14 protein-coding genes are annotated in these 18,341 nt (G+C 64.4%); 9 read left to right on the top strand and 5 right to left on the bottom strand.

Annotated features, from left to right (window positions below):
• Positions 1–291 precede the first annotated feature (291 nt).
• Positions 292–813, top strand: a complete 522-nt coding sequence (locus C2L80_RS06575; protein ID WP_087195909.1) for a ferritin — start codon at positions 292–294, stop codon at positions 811–813.
• A gap of 385 nt (positions 814–1,198) precedes the next feature.
• Here C2L80_RS06575 and C2L80_RS06580 read toward each other — a convergent pair whose 3' ends face one another.
• Complete coding sequence (locus C2L80_RS06580) at positions 1,199–2,158, bottom strand: LysR family transcriptional regulator (protein WP_087195959.1); 960 nt, start codon at positions 2,156–2,158, stop codon at positions 1,199–1,201.
• A 425-nt stretch (positions 2,159–2,583) separates the two neighbouring features.
• Between C2L80_RS06580 and C2L80_RS06585 the strand changes: the two genes are divergently transcribed.
• Positions 2,584–4,395, top strand: a complete 1,812-nt coding sequence (locus tag C2L80_RS06585; protein WP_103262879.1) for an FAD-dependent oxidoreductase — start codon at positions 2,584–2,586, stop codon at positions 4,393–4,395.
• Between the two features lie 522 nt (positions 4,396–4,917).
• Entirely contained in the window at positions 4,918–5,712 is a 795-nt protein-coding gene (locus C2L80_RS06590; protein ID WP_087195911.1) for a ZIP family metal transporter, read from the top strand.
• Here C2L80_RS06590 and C2L80_RS06595 read toward each other — a convergent pair.
• Positions 5,709–6,539, bottom strand: coding sequence for a hypothetical protein (locus C2L80_RS06595; protein ID WP_103262880.1), 831 nt, complete (start codon positions 6,537–6,539; stop codon positions 5,709–5,711). The two genes, C2L80_RS06590 and C2L80_RS06595, sit on opposite strands and share 4 nt — an antisense overlap.
• Before the next feature lie 136 nt (positions 6,540–6,675).
• Between C2L80_RS06595 and C2L80_RS06600 the strand changes: the two genes are divergently transcribed.
• Positions 6,676–7,848: an iron-containing alcohol dehydrogenase gene (locus tag C2L80_RS06600; RefSeq protein ID WP_103262881.1), complete on the top strand. Its 1,173-nt coding sequence runs from the start codon at positions 6,676–6,678 to the stop codon at positions 7,846–7,848.
• Positions 7,849–9,130: 1,282 nt separating this feature from the next.
• On the opposite strand, the gene C2L80_RS06605 is transcribed toward C2L80_RS06600, so the two are convergent.
• From C2L80_RS06605 to C2L80_RS06615, 3 genes are all read right to left on the bottom strand, one after another.
• Entirely contained in the window at positions 9,131–9,499 is a 369-nt protein-coding gene (locus C2L80_RS06605) for a phage holin family protein (protein WP_092200086.1), read from the bottom strand.
• Positions 9,500–9,642: 143 nt separating this feature from the next.
• On the bottom strand, positions 9,643–11,118 hold the full coding sequence (locus C2L80_RS06610) for a basic amino acid/polyamine antiporter (RefSeq protein WP_087195915.1): 1,476 nt from the start codon (positions 11,116–11,118) through the stop codon (positions 9,643–9,645).
• 171 nt (positions 11,119–11,289) lie between these two features.
• Positions 11,290–12,066, bottom strand: coding sequence for a dimethylarginine dimethylaminohydrolase family protein (locus tag C2L80_RS06615; protein WP_103262882.1), 777 nt, complete (start codon positions 12,064–12,066; stop codon positions 11,290–11,292).
• 373 nt (positions 12,067–12,439) lie between these two features.
• Here C2L80_RS06615 and C2L80_RS06620 point away from each other — a divergent pair, with 373 nt between their 5' ends.
• The 5 genes from C2L80_RS06620 to hpt all read left to right on the top strand — a co-directional run bounded on the left by C2L80_RS06620 (position 12,440) and on the right by hpt (position 18,233).
• The gene (locus C2L80_RS06620) at positions 12,440–13,090 is read left to right on the top strand and encodes a GntR family transcriptional regulator (protein ID WP_103262883.1); all 651 of its coding nucleotides are present in this window, start codon (positions 12,440–12,442) and stop codon (positions 13,088–13,090) included.
• Between the two features lie 184 nt (positions 13,091–13,274).
• On the top strand, positions 13,275–14,519 hold the full coding sequence (rlmD, locus tag C2L80_RS06625; protein ID WP_420820268.1) for a 23S rRNA (uracil(1939)-C(5))-methyltransferase RlmD: 1,245 nt from the start codon (positions 13,275–13,277) through the stop codon (positions 14,517–14,519).
• A gap of 632 nt (positions 14,520–15,151) precedes the next feature.
• On the top strand, positions 15,152–16,264 hold the full coding sequence (gene tilS, locus C2L80_RS06635) for a tRNA lysidine(34) synthetase TilS (RefSeq protein WP_103262885.1): 1,113 nt from the start codon (positions 15,152–15,154) through the stop codon (positions 16,262–16,264).
• 186 nt (positions 16,265–16,450) lie between these two features.
• Positions 16,451–17,170, top strand: a complete 720-nt coding sequence (locus C2L80_RS06640) for a Maf family protein (protein ID WP_103262886.1) — start codon at positions 16,451–16,453, stop codon at positions 17,168–17,170.
• A 520-nt stretch (positions 17,171–17,690) separates the two neighbouring features.
• Complete coding sequence (gene hpt / locus C2L80_RS06645; RefSeq protein ID WP_103262887.1) at positions 17,691–18,233, top strand: hypoxanthine phosphoribosyltransferase; 543 nt, start codon at positions 17,691–17,693, stop codon at positions 18,231–18,233.
• Positions 18,234–18,341 lie beyond the last annotated feature (108 nt).

The following is an 18,341-nucleotide window of genomic DNA, read 5'->3' on the forward strand; positions in this document are numbered from 1 at the left end:
GAGCGCGGGGGTGGGGTGTGTGGGTGGCGCGCCCTTCGGCAAAGCCGTCTCGGAAGGGGCGCATCTGCAGCGGCTGCCAGCGTCGCGAAGCTTGGTTGGCTGGCCTTGCGAGGCTGGTCGGTCAGCGTTGGCGAGCGCCCGTTCAAGGTTCCTTGCGCACTCTGTGGATTCGATGGACGGTTTGCGGCACCACGGTTGATCGGCGGTATCATAAACGCATATTGAGCAGGGGCGTTGCGTATGCGGCGCCCGTTGAGTGAACAACCCGACCAACCGATCAAGGAGGATGCTATGGACGCGCGTGTGTACGAACTGCTGAACGACCAGATCAACAAGGAACTCTACTCGGCCTATCTGTACCTGTCCTTTGCCGACTACTACGAGGAGGAAGGCCTGGAGGGATTCGCCAACTGGTACGAGATCCAGGCCCAGGAAGAGCGCGACCACGCCATGATCTTCCGCAACTACCTGCACGAGAATGGCCAGAAGGTGAAGCTGCTTGCCATCGACCAGCCCGACAAGGAGTTCTCGGACTTCCTTGCGCCGCTTGAGGCCGCGCTCGAGCACGAGAAGTACGTCACGAGCCTCATCAACGACATTTACGCCGCCGCCGCCGAGGCGAAGGACTACCGCACGATGAAGTTCCTCGACTGGTTCATCGAGGAGCAGCAGGAGGAAGAGGACAACGCCGACAAGATGATCACGCGGATGAAGCTGTTCGGCTCCGATGCGAAGGCGCTCTACGACCTTGATCAGGAGAACGCGGCCCGCACCTACTCCGTGCCGAGCCCGCTTGCGACGTCCGAAGAGTAGTCCGCGGCTCGCCCTTCGACCCGAGAACGCCCGCGCCCTTTTGGGTCGCGGGCGTTTTTGCATCGGGCGTTGTTTCTCTATGGCGAGTACGGCATGGGGCGGCGTGCGGAGGACGTCTCCTGTCTTGCGCGGAGCGGGCTTGGCGGGTTCCGCGCACGTGGCCGAACTGGCATGGCCGAACTGGTCGGATGTCTGCTCGTTTCGATTCGTGCGGGTTGCCGTATTACACCTGTTCGCGATAGCCTAATGGATCGTTTTGACGGTAAACCGCGGATCTCGTGCAGGGAGGGATTGGCACCTCGTTCCTTTAAGGGGATCGTGCGTGAGGATGTCGGGAGCGTGAGGATGCCGCGAGATCGAGGCGCTTCCGCGTGCCGCAAGCTGCCTAGGCTCGTGGTTTGCGGGAGTGGCCTTCGTCCGTTGTCTTTGGGAGGCGCGACGCCTTGGCGCGCGCCGGCTCGACTGTTTCGAGGAACTTCCAGAAGGCTCGCGCAGGGGACGAGAGCGCGCAGCCTTGGTGCTTGACGGCATACGTTCCAAACACGGCATCGACGCCGAGATCGAGCGGGCGGAGCACGCGGGCGGGGGAAGAGGGCCGCCCGATATGCGGAGGAAATCCGAAGAAGAGCGCCGACTGCTGTTCGGCTGTGCGGACGAGCAAGTCGGTATCGGAGGTGGTCATGATGATGTTCGGTCGCACTCCGGCCTCTTCGCAGGTCTCCATGAAGAGGCGGTGCAGGTGGTTGCGTCTGCCGAACGTGACGAACGGCTGGCCATCCAGGTCGTGCACGGTGAGCCGTTCGTGTTCGGCCAGGGGGCTTGTGCGGGGCACGTGCACGTACGTGCCCGTCTCCACCACGAGCATGAGGTCGAACCCTCCCAGGTAGAGGGGCGCCGATCCCACCAGGCTGATGTCCGAGTCCCCCGAGCGCGCCATCGCGAGCGCGGCTTCGGTGGAAACCTCTTCGATGGATAGCAGGATATCGGGATGGCTCATACGAAACGCATCCACCGTGCGTTCGGGCATGGATTGCGCGGTGCCGTGGGCCATCGCCACCGAGAGCGTTTGCCTCACGGCGGCGTACGCCGCCACGTTGCCGTAGCGCTCCTCGATGCGGCGGTATGCCGCCACCACGGGTTCGGCTTCGTCGAACAGCGCGCGTCCGTCCTCGGTGAGTTCGAGGTGGCCGTCGCGATTGAGCAGAAGTGCGCGTCCGCTTTCGTGCTCGAGGTTGCGCACGGCCTTGCTGAGCGCCTGGCGCGTGACGAACAGGTCTTCAGCCGCCTTCGTGAAGCTGCCACGTTGGGCGGCGGCGATGAGGTATTCCAGCTGGCGTATGTCCATGATCCCCTCCTTGAAGCCTCCTTCGGCGGGGCGGCTCGGCAGCGCTTCGCCGAAGGATTGCGTGCCGGCTCCCAGCATAGCGCATGTTTCTTCGACCGGTTCTGATGGATCGGCTGACTCGCGGTTCGTGAGGCCGTGATGCGGGAAAGGGGCGTGGACCTGCAAGCGGCATCTGGTTTTGCGCGTGGAAGGTCCCGCCTCGGCTCGGGATCCGGCGAACGCGGGTTCGCGCCGATCCCGGTTTGGCGGTGGACGCACGCTGCTCGTGCTGCTCGCGCTGTTCGTGCCACGGGTGCGCTCCCTTTCCTTCGCGCAGAAAACGGTTGCGGGCGGGCAACCCGAATCTGCTTGGGCGGGCGACGTTCCCGCGCGTAAGATGAGGGTGCCTGCACAGGACAGGTATCGATTTTGAGGAGGGATGTTCTATGGTGAAACGACACAGCGGCTCGCAGAGCGCGGCGCAAGACCCGACGAGCGCGCGGGGGTTCTCGCGTCGTGCGTTCCTGAAGCTTGGCGCGGTGGGGGCGGCGGGTGCCGCCGCTGCCGGCTTGGCGGGCTGTGCTCCGTCTGGCTCAGGCGGCGCAGCGGACGGCGCGGCGAGCGGCACGGCGGGCTCGGGCGCGGGTGCGGACGGCGCGATCGGCTCGAGCGAGGCTGTGATCAAGCTCACAGATGCTATGCCCACCTGGTCGTTCATGATTCCACCTGATCCGGTGGACGAGAATGAGATCGGCGAGACTATCGAAAACGACATCATCATGGTGGGAGGCGGCATGTCTGGCTTCACCACGGCGGTTTCTGCGGCCGAGCAGGGCGTCAAGGTCACGCTGTTCTCCGCATCGAGCGCGCCCATCTCGCGCGGCGGGTCGAACTACGCCCGCAACTCGAAGGTGATGAAGGAGCTGGGCATCGAGCCGTTCGATCCCGTGCCGTTCTACTACCATGAGATGCGCGCCGCCTCTTTCGCCATCGATCAGCGGAAATGGATGCGCGGCTACAACAACTCCGAAGAGGCCATGGACTGGATGATCGACATCGCCCGCGAGAGCGGCCTCGAGGTCATCATGGAGCGCGACAACACGTTCGACCTGGGGCCGAACTACGCGCACGCGTTCTCCACGCTCGGCGACAGCTCCATGGTGTCCACAGGACAGCAGGGCGCGGTGGAGGCGCTAGAGGCAAAGGCGAAGGAGTACGGCGTCCAGATCGTCTACGATACGAAGGCCGAGTACCTTGAGCGCGAAGGCGACAAAACCGGACGCGTGACGGGCGTCGTGGCATCGAAGATGGACGGCAGCGGATACGTGCGCTTCAAGGCGAACCAGGCCGTGGTGCTGGCCACGGGCGACTTCTCCAGCAACAAGGAGATGCTTGCCGCGTACTGCCCCATGGTGCTGCCGCTCGTGGGCTACGAACAGGGCGAGATCGATTACAACACGAGCTTCAACCTCACCGGCATCTACGGAGGCGACGGGCAGAAGATGGGCCTGTGGGCGGGCGCAGCTTGGCAGCACGCCTATCCTGCTGCGCCCATGATGCAGGGCGCGTGGGGTGGAAGCCATGAGCCGTGCGGTTTCCATATGGGCCTCAACGTGAACATGAACACCGAGCGCTACCAGCGCGAGGACATTTCGGCTCCCTACAGCTCCAACCACCTGCTGTCCCAGCCGCAGCACATCGCCTACGGCATCTGGACGGCCAACTATCCGCAGGCCATCCTGGACAAGGGCCACGAGTGGTACACGTTCGGCATGGACTACACGCTGCCGGCGCTCACGCCTGACGAGTTGGTGGCGATGTGGGACGCGGGCGTGGAGGACGGATCGTACTACAAGGCCGACACGCTTGACGATCTGGCCGATCAGCTGGGTCTTGACGCGGAGAAGCTCAAGGCGGTGGTCGCGCGCTACAACGAGCTGTGCGATGCGGGCGTGGACGAGGACTTCCACAAGAACCCCGATTTCCTGGTGCGGATCGAGGAGGACGGCCCCTTCTATGCCGCGCAGAACTACGCCACGTTCATGACGGTGATGGGCGGCTTGCGCACGAGCGTGAACATGGAGGTGTGCGACGAGAACGACGAGCCCATCCCCGGCCTGTTCAACGTGGGGGCGATGGTGGGCGATATGTACGCGAACACGTACAACTTCGCCATCCCCGGCAACAGCTACGGCATCAACTGCCTCACGTTCGGCTATCTGTTGGGACGCGATCTGGCGGCTGGAAGGCTCGGGTAGAAAGCGCGTTTCGCCGATGCCCCGCGCCGAGGGGCGAAGAAGGATTGCTGGTGGGCTGCGCGTCCTGGTGGGGCGCGCAGCCCACGGCGCGTGGGTACGCGCTGTTTGGCCTGCGGCACCTGGTGCGTTGTGGTGCGTTGCAACGTGCAGCGCTTCTCCATGCGTTGTTCGCCCCACCATGTGTGGCGGGGCGGGGCGTTTGCGTCTCGATTGGGCGACGAGCGCGTTGCCATGTGGCAACAATTTGCTTGTTCACCTGCACAAAAACCGTTGAAGGGGTTCGCAGGTTCACAAAAAGACGATACAATGCCCGGTGTCCGACAGTTGAAAGCGCAATACGAACGAATAAGACTATCTTCGCCAAGTAACAGTCTCGTGCGGTATTATTGCGGAACCCGCGAAAGCGGGGCTAGTGGGCAGCCGAAAGAGGCCAAACGATACTGTCGGTATTCCTTTCGATGAGGTCGGGGGCTTTCGAGGCCCCCGACCTCGTTGTATTGATGGCGATCGATAGGAGGGCGCATGACGACCGCGCTTGCATGGGCCGCTGGCGGCACGGGATTCACGTTCTTGATGACCACGCTGGGAGCGGCTTCGGTGTTTCTGTTCCGCAAACGCGACGGGAAGCTGTTCCAGCAGGTGTTTTTGGGCTTTGCCGCCGGCGTCATGATCGCGGCGTCGGTATGGTCGCTGCTCATCCCGGCCATCGATCAGGCCGAGGAGGCAGGGCAGATAGGCTGGATTCCCGCTGCGGGCGGCTTCGTCCTCGGCGTGGTCTTCCTCATGGTGCTGCACCAGCTGCTGCCGCACCTGCACCCGGGCGAGGACAAGCCGGAGGGCTTGCCCAGCACTTGGGATCGTCCGACGCTTTTGTTCACCGCCGTCACGCTTCACAACATTCCCGAGGGCATGAGCGTGGGGCTGCTGTTCGCGATGGCGGCGCAGAACGGCGGTGACCCGGTTATGTTCGGCATGGCCGTGGCGCTGGCGCTGGGCATCGGCATCCAGAACGTTCCCGAAGGGGCGGCTGTGGCGCTGCCCCTTTTGCAGGAGGGGATGAGCGCTCCGCACGCGTTCGCCTTGGGCGCGCTGTCGGGGTTGGCCGAGCCGGTGTTCGGCATCCTCGTGGTGCTGTTCGCGGGGTTCATTTCGCCTTACATGCCGTGGATGCTGGCTTTCTCGGCTGGCGCCATGATGTACGTGGTGGTGGAGGAGCTCATCCCCGAGGCGCACCTCGGGGAGCACTCCAACGCCGGCACCGTCGGGGTGATGGCGGGCTTTCTGGTGATGATGGTCTTGGACGTAGCGCTGGGCTAGCGCGTCTGCTGCGTGTCGGATCCGTCGGATTCGGGCTTCGCGGAATCTTCGGTCTCCGGCGAATCCTCGGCGGTTTTGGAAGCGATGGGATCCTCAGGAGCCGTAGGCGCCGTAGGGGTTGCGGGGGCAGGGACCGCAGGGGCAGGGGCGGCGGGGGCGACGTGCGTTGCGGTCGGCGCGCCTGTCGTGTTCGCGTCTGCCGTGTCTGCCGCGCTCGCACCTGCCGCGTCCGTTGACTGCGGATAGCTCGGGGCACCGTATCCGTAGCTCGGCTGCTGGCCGTATGACTGCTGGTTGTTCCACGGCTGCTGGCCGTAGCCCGGTTGCTGACCCCATGGCTGCCCGTACGGCTGTTGAGGCTGGTAGCCGGAGGGCTTGGGATGGCGTAGCTTGTTGGCATACACCGCCGCTATCACGAGGAGCACCGCAGTGACCAGGCGTCCGGAGAGCACGGCCACGATGGCGCCCGCGATGGACCAGCCGAACGCGCTGCCGCTCTTGTCGGGGTGGGTGGGCACGCGGATGCCCAAGATCCCGGCCACGAGCGACACAGCCGCGCACAGCGCGCCCCATACGAACAGCCAGGTCACCAAAAGCATCGAGCCGCTCATCAGACCGGCGGCCTCTTCGGCGCTGAGGGAGTCGTAGTAGCCGTGGTCGTATCCGTTGATGGAGATGCCATCTCCGTACAGACTGGGGTCGGATACGAAGGCTCCGAGCGCGCCGACGGCGATGGCTCCCAAGCCGAACACGATGAGGGCGAGCGCCGACAGGATGACGACGGCGATGCCGATGCCGCGAACGGTGCGTGCGTTCGAGTCTTGCATGGCGGCTTCCTTTCAAGCGGAGATCAAGTTGGTAACAGGTTGAAGCATGGTCATTGTACGGTATCATGCAAGGCGTACCGTTGTGCCGTTACCGGGCTGAAAGGTGCTGTTACCGGATTGAAAGAAGGTCGGTTCCATGGAGAACTTCGAATTCGTATCGCCGACGCATTTCGTGTTCGGCAGGGGTGCGGAAGAGCAGGTGGGCGCGAAGCTGGCCGAGCGCGGCGCGGCTAAAGTGCTTTTGCACTTCGGCGGGCAGAGCGCGGTGAAAAGCGGCCTCGTCGACCGCGTGAAGGCGTCGCTTGACGCGCAGGGCGTCCAGCACGTGGAGTTGGGCGGCGTGCGCCCCAATCCCGAGATCACGTTGGTGCGCGAAGGTGTTGCGCTGTGCAAGCAGCACGGCATCGACTGGGTGCTGGCCGTGGGCGGCGGCTCGGTCATCGATTCGGCGAAGGCCATCGCCGTGGGCGCGCACTACGACGGCGACGTGTGGGACTTCTTCGAGACGAAGCGCCAAACCGACGACGTGCTGCCCATCGCCGTGGTGCTGACCATCCCTGCTGCCGGCAGCGAGGCGTCGAAGAACACCGTGGTGAGCAACGACGCGCTGCAGATGAAGTCGGGCTATCCGAACAACGCGCAGCGCCCGAAGCTCGCGTTCATGAACCCCGAGCTCACGTTCACGCTGCCGCCCTATCAGACGGCCGCCGGCCTCACCGACATGTTCTGCCATCTGCTCGAGCGCTTCTTCGACGACGTGGGCGCCGTGCCGGTGACCGACAACCTGTGCCTGTCGCTCATGCGCACGGTGCGCGCCGAGGCCCCGCGCGTGCTGGCCGAGCCGGACAACTACGATGCCCGCGCGAACGTCATGTGGGCGGGTATGCTGTGCCATCAGGGCCTTGCCGGCGTCGGCCGCCACGAGGACTGGGCCACGCACGGCTTGGAGCACGAGCTGTCCGCGCTCTACCCCGAGATCACGCACGGTGCGGGGCTGGCCGTGATGTTCCCCGCATGGATGGAGCATGTGCGCGGCGAGAACCCGGGCCGCTTCGCCTTCTACGGCCGCGAGGTGTTCGGCCTCGCGCCCACCGGCGATGCGGACGCCGACGCGCTTTCGGCCATCGACGAGACGCGTGCGTTCTTCGCGTCGCTCGGCATGCCTACGACGCTTGCCGAGCTGGGCGTGGGCGAGGACGACATCGAGAAGATGATCCCCACGCTCAAGGCGAACAAGGGAGAGCCTTTCGGCAGCTTCAAGAAGCTCTCGATGGACGACGCTCGGGAGATCTACCGCCTGGCTTTGTAGGAGCAGAGCCCGGACGGCGTGCGGGGCGGGCGGTCGGTTGAGCGGGCCTTCGCCCTGCGTCCGCATGGTGTTTGCGGCGTTGGCATGGGGCGGGCGGTCGTTTGGTCGCCTGGGCGGGCGATCGGCTGCTCATGCGCCGTTCGCTTGGCAGCGCGTGGCCTCGCCTTGCGTCTGCTGAGCGGTGCGTGACGTTCGATGGCAGGGTGCCTCCTCCCTTGCAAGCGAGTGAGCCGTTCGAGATCGTTTGGGAAGCGGGCAATCTTTCTTGCTTTGATCGGTCGGATGCGTATAATAAAGGCGAGCCGCAGGGAGCGTGTACTCCCCACGGCTCTCGAATCGCCTCGGCGGTTTGGCACTTGGTTACGGCTCCTTGTCCTTACGGGCGGGGAGCCGCTCCATAAGCGCCGTCGAAAAATCCAACAGGCTGGAGACAAACTCAAGGATCGCCGCTATCAAGGCCAAAACGGTCATGGCTTCCACCTCCCTCCGCGTGCTCCGAAATCGGGGACAGGGTGGAAAGGGGTGTGGTGCCATGCCGCCTCGGGTCTTCGTGTCTCCATGGTACACGGCTCATCCAGCACGCAGATGGCGTGCGTCCAGCGAAAAATCGCGTGGATCGTACGCGTTTCTAACGCGATTGCGCCGCGATTACGTCAACGTTTCTTGACGGGTTCAACGCGAGACGCCCGCGATTGTCGCGATGGGCGCGTCTGCGCGGGCGCATGGCGGCAAAAGCCTCGCATTGCGCTCGAGAACGAGTGTCTTCCCCTGCGCTTACGTGCAGATATGCGGCGGGGGGGGGGTGGAAAGGGTTTGGAGGGGGGCGCGCGTTTGGCCATGGCGTCTGCGGCGTTGCCTGCAGCGAAGAGACGCTTACGGTGTTGCCGGCGGCGAGGAGCCGTCTGCGGCGATGCTTTTGCGACGAGGTTCTCTGCGCACATGTTTCACGTGAAACATTTGTTCTTATATCGCACTACATTGCGACAATGCGTTTCACGTGAAACATGCGCGGGGAAAGCGGTGCGGCAGGGTTTCGACGATCGATCGGGCGATTGCTTGGCTGCGGCTCGATCGCGGCGCGGGAGCGCAAGCGGGTATTCGGAGAGGGAATGCACGATCTCGCCGTCGGGCTGCGCACGCCGCAGGGGAACGCAAGCAGGTGCGTCGCGAGGGAGTGCGCGACCTCGACGTCGGGCCGTGCGCAGCACGCGAGAGCGCGCGGTTGCGTGCGCGCAGGTGCTGCACGTGGGGGGTCGCGCGCATGCAACGCGCAGGTGCGCCGTCAGTCGTTGCCGACGAGGGCGTTCATGATACCCGACACGATGCTGATGACGATGGACGCCACGAACGCGCTGCCAAACGTCGCGATGTCGATGCCCACTTGGAAGATACCGTTGGCCAGCCACGCGGCCACGTACAGCATGAGCGTGTTCACCACCAGGTAAAAGATGCCCAGCGTGATGACGGTGATGGGCAGGCTGAGCACTTGCATCACCGGCTTGACGCTGATATTGATGAGCGACAGGATGAGGCCGAAGATGGCGATGGCCGCCCACGCTTCCGTGCCGCCGACGATTCCGATGCCGGGCACGAGCCATACAGCCACCCCCACGGCGATGGCCGTGACCAACCAACGGACGATGAAGTTCATGAAACTCTCCCTTGGACGCGCTGATGCAGCCAACTCACTATAGCATGCGTTCAGCGTCTTGGAGCCCCTTGGTCACGGAGTCGTAAACCGCGCGCCCCGGTGGTCTGCGGCGCGTGCTGCAGACCACCGGGGCGGTAAGTTTGCTACAGCACGCTGATCGTGCCGGTGGCCATGAGCGCGATGGATGCTACGAACAAGACAAGGATAAGGACGGCGATTGCCTTGTCGACGGTGTTCGGCAGCACCGGTTCGTTGCGTTCTCGTTGGCCTATGGCGTACACGATGATGCCGGGCGCGAACAAGATGGTGGTGATCATCACGCCCACAACGCCCGCCGCCCACACGAGGAACACCGTGTACACGAAGCCTACCGTGCCGAATATGCGTGCCTTCTTCACCTGATCAGATGTCAGATGCTCCCTCTTCCAGGCGATCTTCATGTAGTACGCCGCCGAGCACACGTAGGGGATGAGGATGGTGGACACGGCGCATGCGTAGAAGAACTGGTAGGTGGATTCCGAGAACACCGACACGATGAGGAACAGCTGCGTGATGCCCGCCGAGATGAACGTGGTCACGATGGGCGCGCCGTTTCTGTTCGTGCGCGCGAACGACTTGGGGAACACGCCTTGGCGCGCCGCCTCGAACGGCGTTTCGGCCGCTATGATCACGTAGCCCAGCATGGCGCCGAGCAGCGAGAGCACCACGCCCAGATTCACGATGCCCGCTCCCATAGGCCCGATGGCGTGCTCGAGGATGCCGGCCATCGACGGGGTGGCCAACTCGGCCATCTGGGCGCGCGGCATAACTCCCATGCTCTCGATCGAGATGATGAGGTATAGCACGAACACCGAGACGAATCCGATAACGGTGGCGCGGCCCACATCGCGAACGTATTTCGCGCGCCCCGAGATGACCACGGCGCCTTCGATGCCGGTGAACACCCACACGAGCGCGATCATGGTGGAGATGATCTGCGTTCCCATGTCCGGACCGCCCGGCTCTCCCCAGAAGTTCTCCATGAAGATGGCGGGATCGAACTTTCCCAGTAAAACGATGGACAGTACGAACAGGGCCATCGGAACGAGCTTCGCGATGGTGACGATGACGTTGATGCCGGCCGCCTCCTTCACTCCTCGCGATACGAGCCACACGAGCACCCAGAGAAACGCCGAGGCGCACAGGCACGAGAGTAGGTTGTTGCCACTCTCAAACGGATGGAAGAAGTATCCAAGCGCCGAGAACAACAGAATGGCGAACGAGACGTTTGACAGGCACGCTGAAATCCAATAGCCCCAGGCCGAATTGAATCCGACAAAATCGCCGAAACCGGCTGCGGCGTACGCGTAGATGCCTCCGGTGAGGTCGGGGCGAGCTTGCGACAACCCGTTGAAGCACATCATGAGCGAGAATACGCCGATGAAGCAAATCGCCCAGCTGATGAGCACGGCTCCGGTGTTCGCGCCGCCGGCTGCCATATCTCCTGCGAGCGAGAAAATGCCTCCGCAGATGCTTGCCGTGACAACCATCATGGTGAGACGGAATAGGTCGAGCCCGTTCGGGTCGATGATCTGGCTTGTATCGGTTTTGCCGGAAGACGAGATGGCAGTATTCAACATAACCCCTCCTTTCAAGGGGGTCGAAGGGAATGCTCACGCAAAGCGCGTGATGGTATGCGCATGGGAATCGAAACGGCGCGCCGGGCAGGTGCCGCAGCGCGCCGTTTGCGGCGATATGATGGAAAGGAGAAAGAGAGAGGCTCTTGCGCCGAGCGCTCAGCCTGACTTCCGCTAGAAGCGCAGGCTCAGGCAGGAGAGCCCGCCGTCGAGCTTGCGGTACTCGGACGTGTCGACCGCGAGCGTCTTGTAGCCGGCATCCTGCACGGCTTTGAGCACGGTGGGATAGCCCTCAGGTACGATGACGGTGCCGTTCACCCAGATGCAGTTCGCGGCGTACGCCTCGTCCTCGGGGATCTCGATGCGGTTGTACTGCTCGAAGTCGGGCTTCGTCACGAACTCGCCAGATACGAGCATGTTGCCGTCTTCCAGGTAGTTCACGCCGGTCTTGAGGTGCAAGACGAGCTCGAGCGGCACCTCGGAGCCCTCGAGGCCCCAGCCTTCGAGGATCTCGAAGAACTGTCGGATGCCCTCCTCGTTCGTGCGTGCGGAGCGGCCCACGTAGAAGTGGTCGCCCACCATCATGACGTCGCCGCCGTCGAGCGTGCCGGGGCTCTCGATGTGCTTCACGTGCTCGTCGTCGAAGAACTGGCGCACGGCCGGCTCGATCTCGTCCTTCTCGCCGTTGCGGCTCGCGGCGCCCGGGTTCGTGATGATGGCGCCCTTGCGGGTGATGACCGCGGGGTCCTCCACGAAGCACGAATCGGGGTACTGCTCGAGCGCGGGCAGCACCGTCACTTCTACGCCGCACTGCTTGAGGGCCGCGATGTAGTCGTCGTGCTGCTTGAGCGCCAGCTCGTAGTCGGGCTTGCCCAGCTCGGGGGCCGAGGTGATGCCCTCCACCATGGACTTGGCGGGGCGGCGGACGATGACGTTGGTGAACTTGGTCATGATGGAATCCTTTCGCTTGCTCGATTCGGTTGGACTCTCTGTCGAATATTGTATTCTGTATATTATATACAATCAAGGGGCTGGTGAAACTTTTTTCGGCCTGTCGAAAATAAAAGAGGGCGGGTATCTTCTTTTCGCGTGCCTATGGAATTGCGCGCGAAGCGTCTGCTGGTGTGTGGGCCGCATGCTGGTATGCCATGTGCGTGTTGATGCGCGGTGCGGAGCAGCATAGGAGTTTTCGTCTGCGAGATCGCGCCCTTTTTGCGCGATCCACGTGCAATCTGGCAAGTGCGGGATGGGGTCTACTCTGCCAACTGCCTCTGCTGTATATGGTATATTGCTATACGTTATAGCCGTACGACAGGCGGATGAAATGACGAATGAATACCGATCGCTTAAAGACCATGTGTACGACCATATTGCCGACCTCATCGACGGCGGCGCGCTTGCCGATGACCATAAGATCAGCGAGCAGCAGATATGCGACGCGCTCGGGGTGAGCCGCACCCCGGTGCGCGAGGCGCTCATCCAGCTTGCCGCCGATGGCTATCTCGAGAACATTCCGCGCAAGGGCTTTTACGTCAAGCGCGTGACTGAGGAAAGCGCGCGGGAAATCGTTGAGGTTATCGGACCGCTCGATGGTCGTGCCGCTTTGCTTGCCGTCGACAGAATGACCGAAGACGATATCGCTCAATTGCAGTTCCTTCATGGTTCCATGCATCTTGCCATCGAAAAAGGCCTCTATAAGAAATACGATGACTTGCAGCACGATTTCCACGAATGCTATGTGAGCAAGTGCGGCAATACGCGTTTGGAGAGCCTCATCCACCAGATGAATCGATATTTCATGAAACGCGAGTACGCCAACGTCGATGAGGGCGAACTGGGCGACCTTCTGCGCAAAGCGAATGAAGAGCACGCCGAAATCGTTCGGCTTTTCGAGTTGCGCGATGGGGAAGAGCTTCAGCGCTTCATACGCGATGTCCATTGGAGCATCGACAATGCCAAGTTCCTTGTCTGGTAGCGCGTACGGCGACGCGCGCCAAGGTCGTCGTTTGAAGGCGAGTGAAGGGCGCGCGCAGCGGGACGGGACGCGTCCACTGCGTGCGGGCGAAAGGGGCTGCGAGGCTGCGCTGTCGGCTGCGACATGCGCGGCGGGGAACGTGCGCTCGTGCCCCGTCGAGCGGGTGTGCGGGGCGTGCCAGCATGTGGGGCGGCCTTACGCCGAGCAGCTGGCGGCGAAGGACGCGCGCGTGGCCGCATTGTTCGCCGACGTGGCTTCGCAGGGCGCGATTCGGCCCATCCTCGGCATGAAGGAGCCCTACCACTACCGCAACAAGGTGATCTCCCCCTACGCACCCGGACGTCGGTTGGCTGGCGGCGAGGGGCGCGGACGGGACAGCGGGCGCGACACGCAGAAGGGGCGTGGGCGCGCGACTGGGAAGGGGCGCGAGCGGGGGCGCGGGCACCGCGACGCGCCACGGCGCGAGATACTCTGCGGCATGTACGCCGCCGGATCGCATCGCATCGTGCCCACCGACGGCTGCCTCATCGAGAACGAGGAGGCCAAGCGCGTCATCCGCGCCGTTCGCGACCTCATGGGCCGCTTCGGCCTCGCCCCTTACGATGAGGACGCCCATACGGGTTTTCTGCGGCATGCCGTGGTGCGCGTGGGCCATGAGAGCGGGGAGATGCTGGTCACGCTCGTGACGAACGGGAGGGAGTTCCCCGCGTCGCGCGCGTTCTGCCGTGAGCTCGTGCGCCGTTGCCCCGCCATCACCACCATCGTGCAGAACGTCAACGAGCGCCGGACGAACGTCATCCTCGGACAGCGCGAGCAGCGCCTTTACGGTCCCGGCTTTATCTTGGACACGCTGTGCGGTTTGAGCTTTCGCATCTCGTCGCAATCGTTTTACCAGGTGAACGCCGTGCAAACCGCAGTTCTGTACGAGACGGCTGTGAACCTTGCGAGGTTCACGGGCGCAGAGCGCGCCATCGACGCCTACTGCGGCACGGGCACCATCGGCCTGGTCGCCGCCAAGCGCGGTGCGGCGCAGGTGACGGGCGTGGACACGGTGGCGTCGGCCATCCGCGACGCGCGCGAGAACGCGCGGCACAACGGTGTGGAGAACGCGCGCTTCGTCGTGGCCGACGCGGGCGACTTCATGCGCGACCTGGCGTGCGAAGGCGAGCGCATCGATGTGCTGCTCATGGATCCGCCGCGCGCCGGGGCGAGCGAGGCGTTTCTGGAAGCGGCAGCCGCGCTTGCGCCCGCGCGCATCGTCTACATCTCTTGTAACCCCGAAACCCAAGTGCGCGACCTGCGGTTCTTGTGCGAGCGCGGCTACGCCGTGCGCGTCGTGCAGCCTGTCGACATGTTCCCGCACACCGACCATGTGGAGACGGTGGCGCTGGTGGAGCGGGAAGGCGCGCCGCAGACGGACGCGCGTTGAGGTCGTGCGGTGCGTGACGGCGCGGGCCTGCGGGCTCGACTTGCGTGCCGCGTGCGACGTGCGGGCCTGTGAAGGTTCGGCTTGCGCGCTGCTCGCTTGCTGCGCGTTCTCTCGCGCCTTGTGCCTTGCGGCTGTGTGCGTCCCGCGTCTTGCGCCGTGCGCGTGCCGCGCCTTCCTTCCTGCCCGTCTTCCGCGCCCCTTCCCGTGCATCACTTGGCTGGAGTATCATGGTTGCGCGGTGCTTCGCGCCACGCCGGGCGGCATCTTCGATGAGGAGGTGACGCCGATGGACGCTCAAACGGTGATTGCGCTCTGCGCGATTTTCACAGTTGTAGCTGCGATGATCGGCCCCTCGAAGGGCAAATAGCCTTCGATGCCGACGTTCAAGAAGTCCTGAAGGAGGTGGTGCGACTGCATCTGGAAAAGGAAAAACCCGGCCAGTTATAAGGGAGGGCCGGGTTGACCAAAACCACGATGCTGCCCGGTGTGCCGGGGCACCGCACCTCGCATTATAACGCGTAACGGCGATCCTCGCAATGCAGGGTCGGGGTCTTGACGACGGCGCTTCGCCGCTGCTCGCGCCGCCGCCCGTATCGCCGTCGTCGCGTGCTTTCGATGAAAAGGAGGCTTCCATGCCCGAAACCGTTTCGCCCGTCGATCGCGCGGCGGTGACGCTTGCCGAGCGCGGCCTTGCGAGTGCGCAGACGCCGGCATTGCTCATGGTGTCGGGTGGTTCGGATTCCACGGCGCTCGCGTACGTGGCGTGCGAGCTGCGCGACCGTGGCATGCTCGGCCAGCTGGCCATGCTGCATGTGAACCATTGCTTGCGGGGCAAGGACGCCGACGACGACGCGCGCTTCGTGGCGCGTTTGTCCGAGCTTCTTGACGTGCCGCTGTTCTCGTGCTCCATCGACATCGCCGCCGAGGCTGCGCGCACCGGCGAGAACGTGGAGGCCGTTGCGCGCCGCGAACGCTACCTTGCGGCGAACGAGGCGCTTGAAAGCCTGTGCTTGCACGCTGCCGCACCGCTCGCAGACGGGCGCATCCTCACGGCGCACACGGCCGACGATCGCGTGGAGAGCTTCTACATGCGCTCCATTGTGGGCACGGGGCCGGGGGGATTTCGTGCCATGCGCTATCGAAACGGGCCGGTCGTGCGGCCGCTTCTCGATGCGAGCCGCGAAGAATTGCGGGATTATCTGGCGCAGCGCGAACGTGCGGGATTGCCGATGGCGCGCGACGAGGCGGGGGCGCTCTGGCGCGAGGATGCGACGAACGCCCACACCGACCGCTTCCGCGCCTATGTGCGTCACGAGATCGTGCCGCGGGCCAAGGAGCGCAATCCGCAGCTGCTTGAGGTGCTCGTTCGCACGATGAACCTCATTGCCGACGAGGACGACCTGCTCGACGACATGGCGGCCGAGGTGGAGCGTCGTTGCGTGTCGGCCCTTGATCCGAGCGACCCCCGCGCAGGGTGCGTGCTCGCTCCCGAGCTGGGCGCTGAGCCTTTGCCCCTCGCTCGGCGCGTGGCGGTGCGCGCGCTGCAATGGCTGCTCGGTGCCGACGCACGCGTGGAGGCGGCGTCGGTGGACGCCGTGCTGGCCGCCTACGATCGCGCTGACGGGGGCCGTCCCATCGGCGGCTACGTGGCGAACGTCCAGGGAGATACGGCGGTGAGCGCCAACAAGCGCGGCGTGCGCCTCGAGCCCATGGCCGCCTATCGAGCGCGCCGCAAGCGCGGATAGGGGCCGGCGCGCGTGGTCGTTGCGGGATAGGGGCCGGCGCACGTGGTCGTTGCGCGCGATCGGGCAATCCTCCGCCAAACCGCCTCCGACGCGAGCTCGCGTTTCCTGGATCTCGAGCGGAGCCCTTCTGATTATGCTCAAACGCCTACGGGGCGGGAAACGTGCAAGTGCGTTACAATAGCGCGTATGGAAAACGAACAGAACATCTTGCCGGACGTCGCTTCGCCCAGCGCCGCGCCCCCCGCTACGGACTCCGCATCCCCCGCGTCTGCCGACGCCGCTCCCTCCCTCGACGTTATCCTCGCGAGCGCGTCTCCGCGCCGCAGACAGCTGCTCGCAGATGCGGGCGTGGCGTTCACGGTGCGCGCGTCCGAGGTGGACGAGGCGCTTGACGCCGATCTGCTGGCCGACCCGCGCGAGGCCGCCAAGAAGCTGGCCGAGCGCAAGGCGGGCGCGGTCGTGCAGGAAGTGCTGGCCGAGGGTTACACCGGCATGGCGGCCGTTCTCGGCGCCGACACGATGGTGGTGCTCGACGGCGAGATTTTCGGCAAGCCCGCCAACCTCTCGCACGCCACGCACATGCTGCGCCGCCTGTCAGGTCGCACGCACGAGGTGGTAACTGCCGTGTCCGTGTGGATGATGGCGGCGCCCGATCCTGAGCAGGTGTCGCTTGGCTTCCGCACGTTCGCCGACGTCGCGCGGGTGACGTTCCGCGAGCTTTCGGACGAGGAGATCGCCAGCTACCTGCGAAAAGGCGAATCGTTCGACAAGGCGGGCGCGTACGCCGTGCAGGGGGCCGGGGCCGATCTCGTGGCGCGGGTCGAAGGCGACCTCGACACCGTCATCGGATTGCCGGTGGGCCGCCTTCTGCGCGAGTTCCCCGACCTTTCGCGTTCGTCGTCCTGACGGGCGGCGAAGCGTCTGGCGGTGCGCGGATCCTCCGGCTTTCCGACGTCCGCCCTCGTGCTGGTCGCGCTTCGTGCGTCGCGCGACCTCCGTGCCCTCGGGTTCGCGCTTTCGCCGCAGTCCATCCTCCTCCTTGCCTTCTGTGCGTCATCGCGGCAAGGCGGGGCGGGTGGCTTTCCGTGCGCTTGCGTCCCTCCGCTCGCGCTCGCTTTCCAGTCTGTTGCGCCCGCGTCCGCTTCCAGGGCTGCCGCTCTGTTTCCCATCGCGCTTCTCGCTTTCGTCGGGTGTCGCGCGTCCTTTGCCAACGCGTTGCGCCGGCCTTGAGCTTCGCCCTATCGCCCCAGTTCCCAATGCGAAATGTAAATATCATGGCATGTGAGACGGCGTTACCGTCTCGTCTCCTTTTCCCGAAGTGGCAATGGTACACTTACCGAATTCAAGGTAGGCGCAACACCTCGTGCCCGTTGCCTTCAGGGCGGCTGGGACAGGGCGGTGCGGAAGCGACGAAGAGGCTGCGATCGTGCACGACGACATTGCGGAGATATTGTTCACCGAAGAGGATATCGCTCGGCGCGTGGACGAGATCGGTGCCGCGATAACGAAGGATTACGCGGACTGCGCCGAAGAGGGCGTCGTCCTCATCTCGGTGCTGCGCGGCGCGGCCATCTTCATGGCAGATCTCGCGCGGAAGATCGACCTTCCGGTGGAGATGGATTACATGGCCATCTCGTCGTACGGCAACGGGGCGAAAAGCTCCGGCGTCGTGCGCATCCTGAAGGACCTGTCCTCCCAGATCGAGGGTCGCCATGTCATCGTCGCCGAGGACATCCTCGATTCCGGCCTCACCTTGACGTACTTGCTGAAAAACCTGGCTTCGCGCCGTCCGGCCTCCCTTGAGGTGGCCACGCTTCTGCGGAAGCGGACGCGCGCCCAGGCGAAGATCGATTGCGCATACGTTGGCTTCGAGTGCCCCGACGAGTTCATCGTGGGCTACGGGCTGGACTTCGCGGAACGCTACCGCAACCTGCCCTACATCGGCATCTTGAAGCCGGAGGTGTACTAGCGGCGGCTTGACGCAAGCGCGCGGCTCGGTCGGCGTCCGAGGGAGAGGGAGGCGCGGCGGTCGGCGAACGGCGCGGCGCGGTGATCTGCCGACACCGCAAGCCCCTGC

This window comes from Rubneribacter badeniensis (genome assembly GCF_002899695.1).
Lineage (GTDB): Bacteria > Actinomycetota > Coriobacteriia > Coriobacteriales > Eggerthellaceae > Rubneribacter > Rubneribacter badeniensis.